Source organism: Microvirga lotononidis (genome assembly GCF_034627025.1).
Taxonomy (GTDB): domain Bacteria; phylum Pseudomonadota; class Alphaproteobacteria; order Rhizobiales; family Beijerinckiaceae; genus Microvirga; species Microvirga lotononidis.
On the sequence record NZ_CP141049.1, the window covers coordinates 48,661 to 66,104 of the forward strand.

Sequence of the window (17,444 nt, forward strand, 5' to 3'; positions counted from 1 at the left end):
GCAGAGCCACTCCTAGCCCCAGCGTGGAAGAGGTTCTCATCATCTGCGGGCGAACACCTCCTGGTGGTGCCCCACAGTCGACTGTTCGACCTGCCGCCCGACGCTGCGGCGCGGTTCGACGAAGGTGAGGCGGGCGCGCTCGCCCTTGCCATGACGCTTGGCCAAGCCGGGCTTGGCGAGGACCGGCTAGACGTCGTACCGGAGCCCGCCCCCCAGAGTCTGTCCCTCAACGTGAGCTCCTCCTGCAATCTCGCTTGCACCTACTGCTACGCCGGCCGCGGCAGTTTTGGCAGCGCACAGATCGCAGCGATGACACCTGAGGTCGCGAACGCGGCGGTCGACCGACTTCTCGCAGATGCAAGGCGAGAGCGGCCCGTGACCGTGGGCTTTCTGGGTGGAGAGCCCTTCGTCAACAGGGCACTTGTCCACCAAGTGGTTGCCTACGCGTCGGATGCGGCACGCCGGCGCGGCTTCGATCTGCGCTTTTCGGTGACGACCAATGGGACCCTACTGAACTCGGCTGACCTCGAACTCGTCCGCTCTAACCGGTTTGCGGTCACGGTAAGTGTAGACGGTGGAGAGGGTACTCATGACCGGCAGCGTCCGAGCGCTAGTGGGCGCGGCAGCTTTCGACGACTGCGGGAACACATCCGCCCCCTCCTCATTGAGCCGGGCAAAGCGCAGGTTGCGGCGCGAGTCACTGTCACACGGCACGATCTCGATCTGCCCATGCTCTTCGCCGAGCTCCGCGAGCTCGGCTTCGCGGAAATCGGCTTCGCACCGCTTCGCGCCGTCAGCGGCCGCCCTCACCGCGACGCTCTCCGCGCGGAGGACTGGCCAGTCTACTTGGACGCTCTGATCCGCGTCGCGAAGGCGGAGATCCGCTCGGCAACCGCGGGGATGCCCCTCGTCCTCACGAACCTTGCGGTGGCTCTCAAGCAAATTGGTGCAGGCGCGAGTTCGCCTTTCCCGTGTGGCGCCGGAGGCGGGTATTTTTCGGTGGCGGCAGACGGCCGCTGGTACGCTTGCCACCGTGCTGTCGGCGAGCCCGACTTCGAGCTCGGCGACAATACTGGCCTCGATCAAGCCAAAAGACGCGCGTTCCTCAGTGCCAGGCACGTCCATGCCAAGGCGGACTGCGGTGCTTGTTGGGCGCGCTACCTATGCTCAGGCGGTTGCCATCAAGAGGCAGCGACCCGGTCCCTAGAATCGTGCGACTTTGTCCGGGGATGGCTCGAGTTTTGCCTCGCCACCGCGTGCGAGCTACCTAGTCCCTCGGCCAAAGCCATCACAGATCATCGTTCCGGAGTCTGTCAGGCATGAGTGCGGAACACATACTGAAGCTCCACCCGCGCAATATTGCGGCCTTGCGGCGCGGCCGCGATCCGCAAGAGGCTTTGCGCACCATTCTCGGCAACCCTGTCTCGACCCGACTGGAATCGGGGGTCGGCAACTGTTTCCCTGGCCTTGAGTGTGATCTGCGCAATCTAGAGCGACGCTTCTTTCCACATGTGGAGGTCGATATCTCAGACCAAGCCATCCATCTCGTCGCGGTCGACGCGCTGGCAGTGGCGGAGGACAAAGAGATCGATGACGCCTGTCGGGCTGTCTACGCCGAGCTTTCTGATGACCTCCGGGCGGGTCAGAGTTGGACCGTAAAGGAAATGGCTGGCCGATTCGGCGAGTTGGGCGAGCAGAGGCTCGACATTGGAACCCTGAAGGCGCCAAGCATAGGTGAAGGGCGCCGCCCACCTGATGCATGGGTGGCCGTGCGCATGCTCACGGAAGGATCGCCTGTCGAACTTATCCTTCAGCGGGTCGACGACGGCCGAGAGCTCACGCTCAGGGGCAACCGCCTCCGATACCTTGACGACGGCGGAGCCCTGGCTCCGGTATTCGTGCCAGGTGAACTCACCCAATCACTCTGCAGTCCATGGACCCACGATTTCCGCGATTGCGGATGTTTCTATTGGGCGTCCAACCACCCCGACATCGCTCTCACTCCCGCCATTGGCGCCGAAGGGGCCGATCCCGCGAGCGAACAAGACGTATGGGTCGTCTGGGAGCGCAGCGACCGAACCGGCCAGCCGCGACCTGCCAGCAACGAGCGGCCGCGGCGCTTCGAAATGGATCATTATGAGATTAATGGTGCCTGGGAGGCTCTGAACTTCGTCATCGAGAGCCGGGAGCTGACTGGACCCTATCTCGCCACCGGGCCAAAGGCAGTTCCGGCTCTTGCGTCCCAGGAGGAACTAGAGGCCAGCCTCCACTACGCTGCTGGTGTCGAACTTGGGGTGATGCTTGAATACCTCACCGCCATGTATTCGCTTCGCGACTCGGCCGGCCTCGAACTGCCGCTGCGCGACGACGTCCGGGCTGCCACTGCGGAGATCCTGCGGATTGCCATTGGAGAGATGCGGCACCTGAGAGCTGTGAATGACTTACTCCGATCCATTCAGGGGCCAGCCCGCTTCAAACCAGCCCTGCGGGTTGCTACGCATGTTCCCAGCATTAAGGAAGGCGAGTTTCGTGCCATACAAGCCCGCCCCGCGACCCTCGATGTGATCGACGATTTCATCGCCGTGGAGGCCCCGTCAACATCCGTCGACGGCCTCTACGCACCAGTCCTCGCCTACCTGGAGAGATACGGCACTGACGAACAGGTGCAGGCCGTACGCTCCATCATGTTCGAAGGGGACGACCACTATGAAACGTTTAGTGCAATCCGCGAGTGGCTCGGGCGCCATCAGGAACGCGATTACCTCCGAGCAGTCACGCTGACCCCGCCACCAAACGACAATGAGGCCGGCGCGATCCTGCGGCACCGATACGCCGAGCTCCTCGCCGCTCTGTACAAAGGTTATGTGGTCGGCATGCCCACCGGCGCGCCTTGGGTGAACGGGGCCCGCGCCTTTATGCTCGCGCCTGACGGATTTGACGGGGCTGCCAAAGCTGTCGCGGCACAGGGTTTCCTCGCCATATTCTCTCCCCCGGACGGCGATCCCCGGTTCGAGCCGATCACGCCGCCCACCGTGGCGCAGCGCCTTGCCTGACTTTGACCTCGCGGTGCTTGGGGCCGGGCCCGTCGGCCTCGCGGCCGCTGCCGAGGGGGCGCGCCTGGGGCGCCGCGTCCTCCTTGTGATGCGCTACCCCTTTAACCGAGGGAGGTCCGACACCATGCACGCGCCACGGGTCGAGGCTATTCCTGCCTCGACGCTAGCGCTTCTAGCACGATACGGCATCACGCCTGGGCGCGTCGGTGCCGGCGAGGTTCACGGAGATCGTTGGGGGGCTTGGGCGGCGGAGGCTCCGGTAGCGCTGCCTGGGCGGCCGACTGTCCATATCGAGCGGACTCTCCTTGAAGGTGCCTTCGTTGATCTGGTGCGCACCGAGCCCCGCATAACCGTTTGTGACGTGCCGGTTGCCCGTGGCGTCGGCGCCACTGATCTCGGCGCGGCACGCGTCCTCGACGCGACCGGGCGCCAAGCTGTGACGTCGGGGCTCAGAACGGGGCCGCGGCGCCCATGGGTCGGGAGACTGTTCTGGGCGCCGCGGCGCGCGACCACAGTGCCAGGGACCTTCTCCATCGCGGCCACGCCGAACGGTTACGCGTATCGCCTAGCCAGCACAGTTGGGGTCACGCTCGGCCTCGTCGGGCGCGGCTCCGCCATCGCCAAAGGCGCCTCTGTCATTGATCGGTATCTCAGCTGCCACGCTCCATGGCTTCTCGGCGGCATGCCGCCTTTGTCGGATATGATGCCGGTGGCAGGCGGCGGCGCTACGGTGCAGTGGGGCGCGGCGGCACCGGGCACGATCCTTATCGGGGCCGCAGCCCTTGCGCGGGACGCGCTCTCCTCGCAAGGCCTTGCTGCCGGGCTCAGCGAAGCCTTGGCCAGCGCTTCGATAGCAAGCGGCTATGACGAGATCCTGTTATCCCACCGCCAAGAGGAACAGCGTCGGGCGCATCTTGCCCACCTGCTCCAGATTTGCCGCTCTCATCGTTTTGTTAACGAGCCAATCTGGGCTGAGTACATTGCGTTCTTGGAACGTGAGGCTCGGGCCCCCTCTCTTTCCAGCGCAGCTTTTGTAGACGAAGGTCTCATCGGATTGATCAGACGCAAGGGGAGGCCCCAATCGGCTGCGACGGCTAGGCCCGCGTCCTGACGGGGGATGGAAACCACAGTCGTGAAAATCGCGCACAGATAGGTACCTTCAGCTTAGGAGCCAAGAAGCAAAAACACACCCACAACTGATTTGCTTGTTCTTGCGTGGAAACCTAAAGTCGATCCGCGATCAGATCTGTGCAGGAAGCTCCCAATCCTCTTCCAATGGTATATTTGGGGCGGGAGTTCTTGTCAGCATGGCCGGATCAATAACTCATCCCTTCGGTCTCGATCATCAGTTGGCTACAATGCCAGACTTACCCGCGCCTCTGCCGCGGTGGCCGCCAAATTCGCCGCGGCGGCGCGCTTCTGGGTCGAAGCAAGGAGATGGACGGTCGTGGGAGTTGCCCTTCACCTCGCTTAGCCGCGACCCGGCGGACCACATCGGCAAGCGGCGCCTCTGGCGAAGGTCAGCTTCACCATAAGTTGTCTACAAGGCCGACCGGCTCACCCGCTCCTTGGCTTCTTATGGATCATTGTGGTTAGTTCCAGCCTCAAGCACTGTCTGCTTACTCTATACGCTTGGCAACGTCTAGATTAGGGGCCTATCTTGAGGATCGTTTGTGCGTAAGCAAAACAGACTTTCAAGACTAGCGACCGGCGAGGCAGCATGGCGCATCAAGTATTTCCGACCCGTCTAAATTTAGATAGCCAGATCCATTACCATAGTGGCGGGCCGCCGCCAGTGGATGCGCTGACTTTACCGCCGGGAAAGCTTTATCGGCTGCGGCGAGGGCGTGACGCCTTTCCCAACGGCATGGATTCGACCGAGCAAGAGGTTCTCAACGATCCTCTCGCGACATTACTCCTGCGCCGAGGCATTTTCCCCCTTACGATGGGAGAACTGGATGCCGCACTCGCAGCTGACGGGACGCTGCCGCACCGGTTGTCCTTCGTCGTCGCCGAAGGGGGCACCATCCCGTTCAATGAAGCGCCGGCGCTGCAGCGCGGCTTCCGCTTCGTGATCGCTTACGGCCAGGAGGAGGGGGTTGCCGATCTGTTCGTCAGCACGGCGGCCCCGTTTGACAGCGCCAATCAGTTCTTGCAGGTGCTGGGCTGGGATGCCGCCGCAGGCGCCTTCCAGTTCTACGAGCGCCGCAACGGCAGCTGGTTCTGGGCAGGCAGTTCATGGGACTCGCTAGAGGAAGACATGCGGGGCAAAGGCCCCTTCGACAGCCATGTCAACGGCTCGATGGTAATGAAGGAATTGCGGGCCCCGTGGCTTCACTGGAGTAGCCAAAGCCACACGATTCCCGCCGAGACCATGGCGCCGGACGACCCGCTTGCCGCCGATCCATTCTTCACCGATGCAAAAGGGGGCGAGACGCTGGAGAAACTGGTCGTCGATGGGATCGACCGGTGGACGAGCGCACGATTGGCGCTGGCTGTCGGAGCAGACGGCACGATTGCGCAACCCGACCGACTCATGCGTCACCTGCTGACCACGACGACCGTCAACATCGCCTGCTCGCCCGACACGTCGGTCGGACCGCCGGGCGCGCCGATCCGCATCCCCCGCAGCTTCTTCTTCAACACCCGCTGTCTCGTTGACCTACTCGGACTTCATCCGCAGGTCGAGCGGCCGCAGGTGAGCCGCGAGCGCTATTTGGCCTCCGCCAAAAGGCTCGGCCTCCATTTGGTCGATTCCAAGCAGGGTTTTCGGCGCGACGGCGACGTGCTTTTTGCCTGGGCCGTGCCGGAGCCTGCCTTTGAGGACATCGACGTGCTAGCGCATCTACTGCGGCGCGGCGTACTTTCCCAACGCTTCGCCTGCGCGCTCCTCATGGTAGATTTTCCCAATCCTGTGGGCTCAAAGTCGCGAGAAACGTTGATGCGCCACGTCCCCGGAGGCGTGGCGGCCAGCGGCCCCGGGCTGGAAAATCTGATGATGAAATCGCTGGAGGCGGCGGCTGCGGAAGATCCGTCCTCTCCCGAAGCGGAATTCCTTGTTCACTGGGGCGCCGATGATTCTACATGGCGGGACGCAGCGGCAGGGCGCATTAGCACCTTCATGGCGGCGGTCGCGGAGCGGCTTGCCGACGATGCTGGCCTTGACGACCTGATGCGGCTGGCGGAGTCGCGGCGCCGCGAGTTCCGCCGCCGGCCGCTAAGCGAGTTCGGACTGACCCTACCCCGGCTCGCCACTGTGGCGCCGGACGCCCCGCTTCTGCTCCTCAAAGCCGACGGGCGAGTCACAGGCTCAATCTCAAACAGTGAGGGAAATCCAGCCATGGCTTTCAACTTCGATCCGCCTGGACATCTCGAGGACTTGGACGCTGCCGGACGCCAGCGATGGCACGGCATTATCTCGCGGATCTTCGACCGCGCTCGGGAAGGTTCGCCGCAAGACAACGACGGGCCGAGGCTCCAGTTCTTCAACCCCGCATCCACCGCCGCAGGCGCTGATGCCGTGGAGGAGGACATCGAATGGTCGGCCTTTCCGCGGCAGGTTGAGATCGACAGCGGGAGCGATGAGGAGCGGTGGTCGGTTGCTGACGGCAGCCGCGACGTCCAAGACGAGTACTGCGAATGGAGCGTCGAACGGCAGGACGGCAACATCGTCCGGGTGTTCTTCACTTGCGAGGGTCCCGAGTATTGGGAACTTTTGGCTGAGAGCAATTTCGACCTCGTCGTCGACCTCTATCGGCGGCATGTTAATCCGGGCGTAATGCCGGACGACCTGCGAGACGGGGCCGGCAACTATCGGCCGCGTAACAAGTGGAACAACAGCACCACACGTGGGGCGATGCACCTCGTTCAGAGGGCGAATACGCTGGGCGCTGAGATCCAGCTCGCGGCGGGCGCCAGCATCGTGCGCGCCCGGCCGGACGGGACGGTGCTCACCGGAACCCGCGAACTCATCGATTGCAGCGGCTACGGGGAGCGCGAGCGCCACAGTGACCCGACAATCGGCGCCAAGGTCAACGCGCATGCACGGGCTAGGTCCGACGTCACACTGGCCAACCCTGTTGGCCTCTATTTCGCCCGCGTGGACTTCGCAGCATGGGAAACCCCGGACGGCTCCGATCCTGCGGGGCTGTGGCGCTTCACGCGGGGGAAGAACGGCAAGTTCGTGCGGGCAGTGGTGGAGGCGCCCGCTGGCGCGGGCTTCACGCTTTCGCAGGTCAACATCAACAACCGCCCGCTGCGCTTCGGCGCACAGATTGTCGATACGATCACCATGAAGCTCACTGCAGTCGCAACGCGGATTGGGCAGAGCATGGTGCAGCCGACGGTCGGCTGCCGTGGGCAGATCGGGGCCGGCGCGGGCATGGGCGCGCCATTGTCCTCTGAGGAGCGGCTAGTCGAACGGTGGCTGCGCGGCACCCGGTAGTGAACCGATTTCAGAGAAAGGTGGAGATAGGCTGAAGCTCACTCAGGGAGGAGATCGAATGGCGAATATGGCAAACCGCGGCAGCGGCGCCCAAGACGTGGGGAGGCGGGGGGCGCGGGCCCGCCGAGACGGCGACGGGCAAACGGCCGCTTCGCACTATTTCCAGCCGCCGATCAGGCGAGCCCGCGCCCCCCGCCTTGCTGCCGGCCTCGGAGCCGCGCCCGCCGTCGGCATCGCTGTCCGTGGGGTCGAAGTTACCCAGGTCGTCCAGTCGCTGAACAACACGGTGCGCCTCATCGCCGACAAGCCGACCGTCGTGCGGGTCTACCTCGATCCGCAAAGCTTTGCCGGCACTACGATTGTGACGGCGGAAATTACTTGGCGCCGCGGGGGAGGAGGCGCCTTTTACTGGCCAGCAATGAACCGGGTGCGCATGAATCCCGCAAACCCGCTCGGGATAGACGAACAGCGCTTCGACATCGATCAAAGCATCAATTTTTCCCTTCCCAACGAGGCGATCGCGGCGGGGGACATCGAGTTGCGGCTGAACCGGGTAATGGTTCCGGGCGGCCCGGACATTCCCCTAGCGCCTCAGCCCGTGATCCGCCTGACCTTCCGGCCGTCCCCGCCGCTCCGCATTCGTGTGGTCGGTCTGCGCTACCGCAACAGGGCCAACACTCCCGTGACAGTCACGCCTGACGCCGTACACTTCAATGCGCTGAAATCCTATCTTCTGCGCGCCTATCCGGTCTCTGCCCTCGAATGGTCTCAGATCGTGATCGATGGCAATGCCAGGCTGACGCTGCCTTTCGATCCGCCGAATCGGGCAGCGACGGCCGTGTTCGTGAACGCCCAATTGTCGGCACTGCGCGGCTCCGAGGTGTTCGGCATGAACCTTTCCGGCGCCGAGACGGCTCATATCGATCCGAGGACGCACTATTACGGCTTGGTCGACGTCGATGGCAAAAACGGTGCCACAGTCAACTTTATGCGAGGGCAGGCTGACTACAATGAGCAGACGAAGGAATTCCAGATGGTCGCCTCGGGGCCGTGTGGCGTTCCGAAAACCAATGGCTGGGTTCTGTTCAGCTGGGATACTGATTCGAGCTTTGCGGACTGGTACGGTGCCCACGAGCTCGGCCATACGTTCCAGCGCCGGCATCCCGGCTTCCCGCGCTACAATCCACAAACGGGGACGGGGCAGCCTCACGACCCCGACGAAACGGGCTTCCCCTATCCGGATGGGCTAATCAGCACCCCGGACAACATCTTCGTCGGCTTTGACATCGGCGATCCGGATCTGGGTGTTCCGAGGCGTGCCCTGCCGGGGAACACGTACCACGATGTAATGACCTATGCGGACAATCAGTGGCTTTCGGCTCATACTTATGAAGGGATCCACGAGCGGCTGCTTCTGGAAGACGAACTGTTCGCACCGAAAGTGGGCTGAGAAGCAGGCGGCGCGACGCCGCGGAAGGAAGGGCAGCCATGGCCGAAGATAACGAGGACAGGCTTATCCACGTGCTCGGCACGGTCGACCTGCAGCAGGGGACCGGTGAATTCCTCTATGTCAACCCTATCCGGGCCGGCGGGGTTCCGGCCGCCGGGGTGAATGCCGGCGCATCCGGATCGCCGGATTCCGCTGCACCTCCCCCGAGGCCGTTCGAACTGGTCGCGCAAAGCGCGCAAGGAAGAGAACTGGGGCGCTTCCGGCCTCCGATCCTGCTGCCGAGCGAGGCCGGGGACAACCCGACCGACGGAATGATCGACGTGGCTATCCCTTTCGTCGAGGGCATGCGGCGCCTCGTCCTTTTGTATGCCGGCAAGGAGGCTGCGGTTTTCGAGGCCGGCCCGCCTGCCGCCGTGGCGGCAGGCGGGCCGGCCTCAGGCCCTGCCATTGCAATGGGCGCTGCGCCGCTTGGCCACCCGGAGAAGCGCGAGATGACCGTGGAGGGCGTGTCTAAGGGGGAACCTGGGGTCAGCTACACCGTCCAGGTGCGTCCGGAGGGCCATCAGGCCTGGCAAACGATCGCCGTGGGCAAGAATTCGCCGGACTTCCAGCTCGATCGCAACCAGTTCCCGGGCGCAGCGAGCGCCTCCGTCCGCGTGCTACGCAGCACCGGCTTCGACAGCGAGGTCATAGACGAGAAGGAGGTAGATCTCCGCTTCGGCGAATAGGCAGCCTTCAGAGAGGACGAATCATGGCGGTGCAGGCTTCGGATGTCGAGTGGGTCGGTGTGTATCCCCCGATTGGCATTGCCCGGGTCGGAAACGCGCCGGGTGTCGACGACTACACGCTCGCCCCCGAGACCATCGGGGGCCTGCCGGATGCGCGCGGCGGCTACCAGACGGCGAACGGCGCGATCAAGCGCCAGGCCGCGCGCTTCCGCCTCTATGCGAAGCTGCGGTCGGGGGGCTTCGCCGAGCTGACTGCGGGCGAGGGAGTTTCGATCGAGTGGCGCGTTGAGGTCGCGAACCTCAAGGCGGGCTGGTACCAGTTCAAGCAAGCCATGGATCTGCCGCCGCCATTTGCCAAGTCAGCGCAGTGGCGTAATGCCGACCACCGTCCCCGCGCCGACCTGGACATCCGGCCGGTGCGGCGCGTCATCGGCGGTACGAATCTGAGTGGCCCCGCCTACAGGTTCGACGATGGGCAGTTCCTGGGCAGCTTCGTTCCCCTCGGCGAGTTGCGCACGGACGAGGCGGGCCGACTCCTCTTCCTCGGCGGCAGCGGCGTGTCCGCTTCCTTTCCGCCGGGGATGCGGCCCACTACCTTTGCCAACAACGACCGCTGGCACGACGACCTAGCCGATGGGCCCGTGCGCGCCCGCGTGACGATTGGCGGAACGACGTTCGAGGCGGAGCCCGGCTATGTGGTTGTGACTCCGCCCAACTATGCGCCGGGCCTCAGCGGCCTCGTGACCATGGACGACACGGTGCGCGAGACTTTCATGGCGCAGGGCTGGCTGCCGCGCCCGACTGAAACGAACTTCTCGGCTGACGTGTGGCCGATCTTCGAGCGCCTTACGCGGTTGCAATGGATCAATCACGGGCTATTTGTGGCTCACGGAATCGGCTCGCCACTCAATGCCGCGTCGCCTGAGGTCGTCACGCGCCTTGCCGACGCATCGGCCGAAAACCGCCCCTGGCGCGAGCGCGTCTTCGCCCTATTCCGCGCCCCAGGTCCGCTGGGTCCGGCGCCGCTTCTCCAATTGCCCTACATCTATGGCGACCTCTACGGCGAATCCGGGGAGGCCGTCCTTACCTTGCTTTCTGTGACGATGACAATGCATGAGCACCTGCGGCGCTGGAAAGAAGGCGACTTCGCTTCCGATTGGGCCGGCCCCCCGATCCCAGTTGACTTTGCCGGGCACACCCCCGAGGGGCAAGTTGCACAGCTCACGCGCGCGGGCCTCAGCGAGTGCCTGGGTGGGCCGTTCCACCCTGGCATCGAGATTTCCTGGCCGCTGCGCCGCCCTGAGCTTTGGGCGCTCCACCACCGGCCGGAGATCGCGGAGAGAGGGCTTTACCGACTTAATCTGATCGCGGAAGGAGAGGCCGTGCGCCAGGATTTCGGGGCGACACTCACGCCCGAGGTCTGCCTTGGGCCGGATGGGGCGACTGGAGCAGCTGGGCCGGGCGCGCTGACCCGGTGGTTGGGCGTGCCCTGGCAGACTGACGAGGCGTCTTGCAATTCCAGTGCCGACTACGAGCCCAGCACTTTCCTTTCCATGCCGAGTTTCTGGGGGGCGCGTGTGCCGGAGCAAGTGCTGAGCAGCGAGTCCTGGACCCGCGTGACTGAGGTGCCGGCCACGCCCGGGAACGCGGCCTTCTTACAACGCCTGAAGCATGCCTTCCACCGAGAGGACTGGCTGAGAGACGTTCGCGGGCGCACCTATTTCGAGCGAATCGACAACATGGTCCGTCTCTGGGCGACTCTGGGCGTGCTGGAGCCGAGGCCCACGCCGGACTGGCTAGTGCAGACCGGCTTTCCTACCGAGGTCCATCTCGAAACCGGGCGCGACGACGCCAATCCGGGAACCGACCAGAAACCGAAACTCGTAGCGATCATCGAGGCCCTTGCTGGCGACGTGACGCCGCCCACAATCGCGGCGCCTAGCGAGGGGCCGGCGGGGCCGCAGGTGCATGTGCCGCCCCGCCATCGGTTCCGACAGGGCGAGATCTGATTGGCGGAGGGCCGGGCACCACAGTGGGACGCGGCGGTCGTGGGCGCTGGAGCGGCCGGGCTGGCAGCGGCGGGAGAGCTGGCGCGGCTCGGCCGAAGTGTCGTCGTGCTCGATGGCGACGGGATGGTGCGGCGCAAGCCAGGAGAGGTGCTGACGCCCAATGCCGTGCCCTCGCTCGCAGCTCTCGGCCTTCTCGATGAGCTTGCCATTGATAACCAACTCGCCATGCCGCTCCTGTCGATCCAGCGGTCCTGGGCCGCAGAAACTGTTGAGCGGGACGACCTTCTAATGCATCCCGGTGGGCGCGGCTGGTCAATCGACCGGCTGCGCTTCGAGGCGCTGCTGGCGAGCCGGGCCGCCGCGGCTGGCGCCGTGCTGAGCAAGGGCATCCGGGTTGACGGGCTGGACGGTGTGGCCGGGCAGTGGAGACTCAGTGTGGGAGCGGCAGGCCGGGTCGAAGCGCGCTTCCTCGTGGATGCGAGCGGGCGCCCGGCCGTCCTGGCCCGCCGCCTGGGCGCGCGGCTGGGGCGACCGAAGCGCCTGCTGGCTATCCACGCCTTCTGCCGCCTCGCCGAGGAGGTTAGCGAGGCCGCGCATCTATCGGTGGCGGCGGCACCGGACGGATGGTGGTACGCGGTGGAGGTACCTCAGCGATCCTTCGCCTGCGGCTATCTTTTCGCCCCTAGTCTGTCCTCCTCCTCGGCTAGCGACCCGCGTCGCCGGCTGCTCCAGGCGTGCGCCGAGGCCGGGCCGTTTGCCCTACGGATCCAGCGAGTCGTCCAGCAAGGCGAAATCTGCCTTGTCGACGCGTCAAGCTCGCTTCTCGATAAGGCCGCCGGAGAGGGTTGGATCGCGGTGGGAGACGCGGCGGCGAGCTTCGATCCACTCGCCTCACAAGGACTCGCGAATGCCTTGGCATCGGGCCTGGCCGGCGGCCGCGCGGCGCACCGTGCTCTCTGTGGCGACAACTCTGCCCTGCCTGCCTACGCCGCTGCCATCCGCGCGACATGGCAGCACAGTCATGCGCGCCTCGTACCGATCTACTCCGCCGTTCGGCGCTGGCCTGAGGGCGGCTTCTGGACGTTCATGTCCACGCACGGCCATATAGTGTGAATCAGGAACGACCGTTGCTGGAAGGGCGATCTTCTCGACGCGCTCCCGCTCGCTCGGCCTGAACAAGGGGTCCCATGCACGTCTGCTTTAGAGAAAGTTCATGGCGCGTGTTCAAGACCGTAATTGGCACATTTGCGAAGTAGACTGAATGTCTGCTGACGAAAGGGACAACAGACATTCCCGAGGTGTTCGCATTCTCCTCGGATGAGCCATTACCGACTTTCGATGTTTGGTAGTGGGGAAAGCACGGATCCAATGGCTTTGGAGAGATGCAAGATCGTCCTCCACCCGGTCGTGGTGCCAGACCATACCGCCTGACAGGGTTTCCGTATCCAAGTGCCGGAGTGACCGACCTGCTGCGGGCTTCTCATCAGCGCCTCCGACATACCCAAAGATGATCAGGGCCCGCCATCGCTGGAGGGCCCTGGGTCGAGCACGGTGCTTGCTTGGGCGCTCTGGCATGAAGCCTTGAGCTCAGGCAGCAAGACAAAGCTCGTGCTGCTCGACCTGCGGGATGGGCATCGCCGGCGCTGCGGGATCTGGGCTCCATTCGATGTTCAGCAGGCAAGGCCGCTTTCACCTCCGGCAGACGCGGCGGCTCGCCTTCGGGCATGCCATCGGCGAGCGCCAGGTCGAGGAGGTACTCGTCCCAGGCCCAGCGCCACAGGATCTCACGCTTGCAATTAAGGGTGAGACGGGGATGACGCACCACGTCGTTGGGTGACGCGAACACGGACGCGGGGGTCACTAGGGCGCGATCCAGGTCGGGCAGGGCACGGACTTCGTGGCGACGAGCGTTGGCAGGGAGCCAAGGCAACCCGATGATGGCGCCTGGGGCGGGCGGGACGGAGGGTTCGGTTCTCATCCCACGCTCGGTCAACTATGACTGGTGTCCAGCGCCCTGAGGGCAGCAAGGATGTCGTCGATCACGACAACGGCGCCCGACCCGGGGATCTGCCGCCATCCAGGTCGGCCTTCGACCGAACAGGCGTCCGACGCCCATTCGGCCAGCAGGGCCCGCTTCTCGCCTCGCGACAGGAGGGCATGCCCGAGCACCTGCTGCGGATGCGTGAAAGGGTGACTGGATCTGTGACGGGAAAACGTAAGCTCGCTCGCGATGTCATCTCTGAAGGTGTGTTGCATGGATCCCTCCTGAATTCTGCCAAACGGTCCAGCCTCGGGCAGGAGGCGCCCGAGGCTACTTCGCTGCCGGCTCGCCTACGCGGCCTTGGTCTTCTGCGGTTCGTGCTCGATCTGCTTGGCGTTGTCCTGCGCCATCACAGGCTGATCGTTCGTGGCGATCTCGATCCGGCGCGGCTTCAAGGCTTCGGGCACCTCGCGCACCAGATCGACCGTGAGCAGCCCGTTCTCCAGGCTCGCACCCTTCACCTTCACGTGGTCGGCGAGGTTGAACGTCTGCTTGAAGGCTCGGGTGGCGATGCCGCGGTGCAGGTACTGCTTGTCCTCCTCGGCAGCCTTGTGTCCGGTCACCAGCAGGGCGGAGCCGTGCTGGGTAAGCTCGATCTCGTCCGGGGAGAACCCGGCCACCGCCATGGTGATCCGGTACTGGTCGTCGCCCACTTTCTCGATGTTGTAAGGCGGCCAGTTGGTCATGGGCTCGACGCGCGCGGACTGATCGAGCATGTCGAACAGGCGGTCGAACCCGACCGTGGAGCGGTACAGGGGGGAAATGTCGAAGGTTCTCATAGCCATATCCTCTTTGAGCAACATGGATCCGAGAGCGCCGGACACCGCCGGCGCCCGTGTGCCAAGCTCGTCTGAGCCTTGGCAGCCTTCGAGTTAGGAACAGGATTTTACGTCGTCAAGACCGCCAACTCTGCCAAAACAACGCGGTCAGCCGTCTTAAATCGTGGGATCACTCAGACTTGTAACGCGGCTCGATCGGGATCCTGCTGGGGCTGGAGCGCTGGGTCTCGCGTTCTTGGCTTTTGATGCGAGGAGGAAGATCCGAGTCCGGGCCGTGTCGGTTCATCCGGCAAAGAACGGCTTCTCTCATCGGTTCAACCCTCGCCATAAACTTCGCCCCTCGGGAAGCCGGAAGGCAAGGGCGCATCGATGATGCAGACGACCCCTGTGGGCCGGAACTCGTGCTGCACATGTCCCTGGAGTTCGCGGGCCAGCCCGTGGAGCAGAAGCCGCGATCCGAACCCGGCACGGGCCGGCGGCGTAACCGGTGGTCCGCCGATCTCCTCCCAATGGACGCGAAGACGATGAATTCCATCGCGGCCGGCTACCGCCCATTCCAATCGGACATGTCCGGTTGGGCTCGAAAGGGCGCCGTACTTTGAGGCGTTGGTGCAAAGCTCGTGCAGGGCCATCGCAAGTCCGAGAGCCATGAATGGAGGCACGCGAACGGCCGGACCACTGGTATGCACCCGTTCGGGATTCGCGCAATGGGGTGCCACGATTCTCGTCACGAGCTCATCCAGCCGGGCGCTCTCCCACCGCTCTTCGGTCAGGACGTTGTGGGCCGCCGAGAGCGTCAGCAGCCGCGCCTCAAACTGCCTGTACCCTGCGTTCGCGCGCTCGGACCGGAAGCTTTGATGCGCCAACGACTGCACAACGGCCAGAGTGTTCTTCACCCGGTGGTTCAGCTCATGGATGAGAAGCTGCTGTTGTTCGTCGGCTTTCCTGCGCTCGGTGACATCGCGAGCAATCTTCGACGCGCCGATCACGCGACCTGAGGCATCCTTGATCGGCGAGACCGCCAGCGAGATATCGACAAAGCTGCCATCCTTGCGGCGGCGGACTGTTTCGTAGGGCTCAACCCTTCTGCCCTCACGGATATGACCGAGGATGATCTCTTCCTCGACCAGGCGATCTGGCGGGAGCAGCATCGTGATCGATCGCCCTATGGCTTCATCCGCCTTGTATCCGAAAAGCTGCTGTGCGCCGTCGTTCCAGGTCTGGATGACGCCCGAGAGATCCTTGCTGACGATGGCGTCCTGCGAGGTGTTGACGATGGCGGCAAGCCGTTGGGCCAGTTCGTGACTACGCTTGCTCTCGGTAACGTCCACGAGCACATTGATGGCCCCGGTCAGGGCTCCGGAGGAGTCGAAAAGCGGTGTGGGATAGGGGATGAACGGGATGCGGGTTCCGTCTGGCCGCTCGGCCACAGCCTCCGCGCCTCGCACCGGCCGTCCCTCCCTGAGTGCGACCGCCATCGGACATTCGTCATGGGGCAGGGGCGTGCCGTCGGGCCAGAACAGCCGCCAGGTGACGCACCACTTGTCGCCGATCGCGGGGCGGCGGCCGGCAAAATCGACCGCTGCCGGATTGAAGTATGTAATCTGTCCTGCGGCGTCGGTGCTGTAGACTGCAACGGGAAGCGCGTCGAGAATTTCCCTGGTGCGGCGTTCGCTCTCTTCGAGCATCGTCTGAGCGCGGCGGCGCTCGGTCACATCCTGAACCACCCGCATGCCGTAGCGAAAGCGGCCATCCTCATCCCGAATGGCCGAACTCACGATCTCAACGATGACGACGGCCCCATCACGTCGGATGAAGCGCTTCTGAACGCTGTAGCGCTCGATCTCGCCCTGAACCAGGCGTGCATGAAGCTCGGCGTCCTCCCGCTTGTCGTCGGGATGAGTGATATCGAGGAAGGTTCGCGCCAGAAGCTCATCCTGCGCAAAGCCGGTGATTTGGACGAGGGCGTCGTTCACCCTGACGTATTGCCCCTGTTCGTCGACCTCTGCGAGCCCCACCGGGATGGACTGGTAGGTAACGCTGAGGCGCTCGCGCCCCTCCCGCAGGGCCCTCTTGGCCAGATGCTGCTCGGTCACGTCCACGGTAAAGCAGCGGGTATGGCTGAGCTGTCCATCCTCGAAGCGGCCGCTCGAAGTGATCTGGACATGCTTGATCGAGCCATCCTTGGCCCGCAGCCGGGCCCTGTAATTCTTGATGGTCTCGCCGCGTGCGAGCCGGTTCAGGATGTCCTGGATCGTATCCTGATCGACGTGGAACTCGGCAATGGGGCGGCCGATATACTCCTCGGCCGTGTAGCCGAGCAGGGCCAACTCGGCTTTGTTGGCCCGGATGATCCGACCATTGGAACCGACGACATGCAGGCCGAAGGCTCCGTTCTCGAAGAAATCGATGAGCTGATCGAATCCTTGGCTGAGTTCGAGTTCGGCTTTCCGTCGCGCGGTGATATTCTGAAGGCAGGCGATCGCCCCCACCACCGCGCCCGCGTCGGTACGGATCGGATCACAACTGACCGAGATCCAGAGACGGGTTCCGTCGGACCGTTCGACCGTCAGGTCACGATCTTTGACGGCGACTCCCGTCCGGAGAACCTCGGCAACAGGCGTCTCCGAGGGAGCCATGAGGCGGCCATCCGGCCAGAACCGGCGCTCCCAGCCGCAGAAATGGACCTGGTTCCCACTGCCAGATGGTGATTGGCCCCAAAGTTCGGCGGCTTTACCGTTGTACCGGAGAATGCGTCCGTCCACAGCGCATAGGTATGCAGGGGCCGGGAAGAGTTCGAGCCCTCTGTCGCTCAAGGTGAATATTGGGTCGACGGTCTCTGCCCCCTGTACCACACGTAACATTACATCCCCGCTAGATCCAACAGGGAGTAACACTTTGTTGCTAAGTTTGGTTCCATCCTGTCCAGCGGCGACCCTG

General features: G+C 64.1%; 12 protein-coding genes. 8 read left to right on the forward strand and 4 right to left on the reverse strand.

Annotation, left to right across the window (positions count from 1 at the left end):
* Positions 1 to 39: 39 nt before the first annotated feature.
* Positions 40 to 165: a hypothetical protein gene (locus U0023_RS23640; RefSeq protein ID WP_280940634.1), complete on the reverse strand. Its 126-nt coding sequence runs from the start codon at positions 163 to 165 to the stop codon at positions 40 to 42.
* Between U0023_RS23640 and U0023_RS35600 the strand changes: the two genes are divergently transcribed.
* The 8 genes from U0023_RS35600 (at position 151) to U0023_RS23680 (ending at position 12,797) form a co-directional block, all read left to right on the forward strand.
* A complete protein-coding gene (locus U0023_RS35600; RefSeq protein WP_407667440.1) occupies positions 151 to 1,323 on the forward strand; it encodes a radical SAM protein in 1,173 nt (390 codons plus the stop codon). The two genes, U0023_RS23640 and U0023_RS35600, sit on opposite strands and share 15 nt — an antisense overlap.
* Positions 1,320 to 3,053 carry a ferritin-like domain-containing protein gene (locus U0023_RS23650; RefSeq protein WP_009488623.1) on the forward strand — a complete coding sequence of 578 codons (1,734 nt, stop codon included), beginning with the start codon at positions 1,320 to 1,322 and terminating at the stop codon, positions 3,051 to 3,053. Before U0023_RS35600 ends, U0023_RS23650 begins: the two co-directional genes overlap by 4 nt.
* A complete protein-coding gene (locus U0023_RS23655) occupies positions 3,046 to 4,164 on the forward strand; it encodes a hypothetical protein (RefSeq protein WP_040637713.1) in 1,119 nt (372 codons plus the stop codon). Before U0023_RS23650 ends, U0023_RS23655 begins: the two co-directional genes overlap by 8 nt.
* A 609-nt stretch (positions 4,165 to 4,773) precedes the next feature.
* Positions 4,774 to 7,497 (forward strand): hypothetical protein, encoded by a 2,724-nt coding sequence (locus tag U0023_RS23660; protein ID WP_009488621.1) that lies wholly within the window; start codon positions 4,774 to 4,776, stop codon positions 7,495 to 7,497.
* 58 nt (positions 7,498 to 7,555) lie between these two features.
* On the forward strand, positions 7,556 to 8,947 hold the full coding sequence (locus U0023_RS23665; RefSeq protein WP_009488620.1) for a hypothetical protein: 1,392 nt from the start codon (positions 7,556 to 7,558) through the stop codon (positions 8,945 to 8,947).
* Positions 8,948 to 8,985: 38 nt separating this feature from the next.
* Positions 8,986 to 9,675 carry a hypothetical protein gene (locus tag U0023_RS23670; protein ID WP_009488619.1) on the forward strand — a complete coding sequence of 230 codons (690 nt, stop codon included), beginning with the start codon at positions 8,986 to 8,988 and terminating at the stop codon, positions 9,673 to 9,675.
* A 59-nt stretch (positions 9,676 to 9,734) separates the two neighbouring features.
* Entirely contained in the window at positions 9,735 to 11,684 is a 1,950-nt protein-coding gene (locus U0023_RS23675; protein WP_245272817.1) for a LodA/GoxA family CTQ-dependent oxidase, read from the forward strand.
* The gene (locus U0023_RS23680; protein WP_009488617.1) at positions 11,685 to 12,797 is read left to right on the forward strand and encodes a tryptophan 7-halogenase; all 1,113 of its coding nucleotides are present in this window, start codon (positions 11,685 to 11,687) and stop codon (positions 12,795 to 12,797) included. It begins immediately after the preceding gene.
* Between the two features lie 876 nt (positions 12,798 to 13,673).
* Here U0023_RS23680 and U0023_RS23685 read toward each other — a convergent pair.
* From U0023_RS23685 to U0023_RS23695, 3 genes are all read right to left on the reverse strand, one after another.
* On the reverse strand, positions 13,674 to 13,940 hold the full coding sequence (locus U0023_RS23685) for a hypothetical protein (RefSeq protein WP_009488616.1): 267 nt from the start codon (positions 13,938 to 13,940) through the stop codon (positions 13,674 to 13,676).
* Between the two features lie 75 nt (positions 13,941 to 14,015).
* Positions 14,016 to 14,504 (reverse strand): Hsp20 family protein, encoded by a 489-nt coding sequence (locus tag U0023_RS23690; RefSeq protein ID WP_009488615.1) that lies wholly within the window; start codon positions 14,502 to 14,504, stop codon positions 14,016 to 14,018.
* A 314-nt stretch (positions 14,505 to 14,818) separates the two neighbouring features.
* Complete coding sequence (locus U0023_RS23695) at positions 14,819 to 17,368, reverse strand: PAS domain S-box protein (RefSeq protein ID WP_009488614.1); 2,550 nt, start codon at positions 17,366 to 17,368, stop codon at positions 14,819 to 14,821.
* Positions 17,369 to 17,444: the final 76 nt, after the last annotated feature.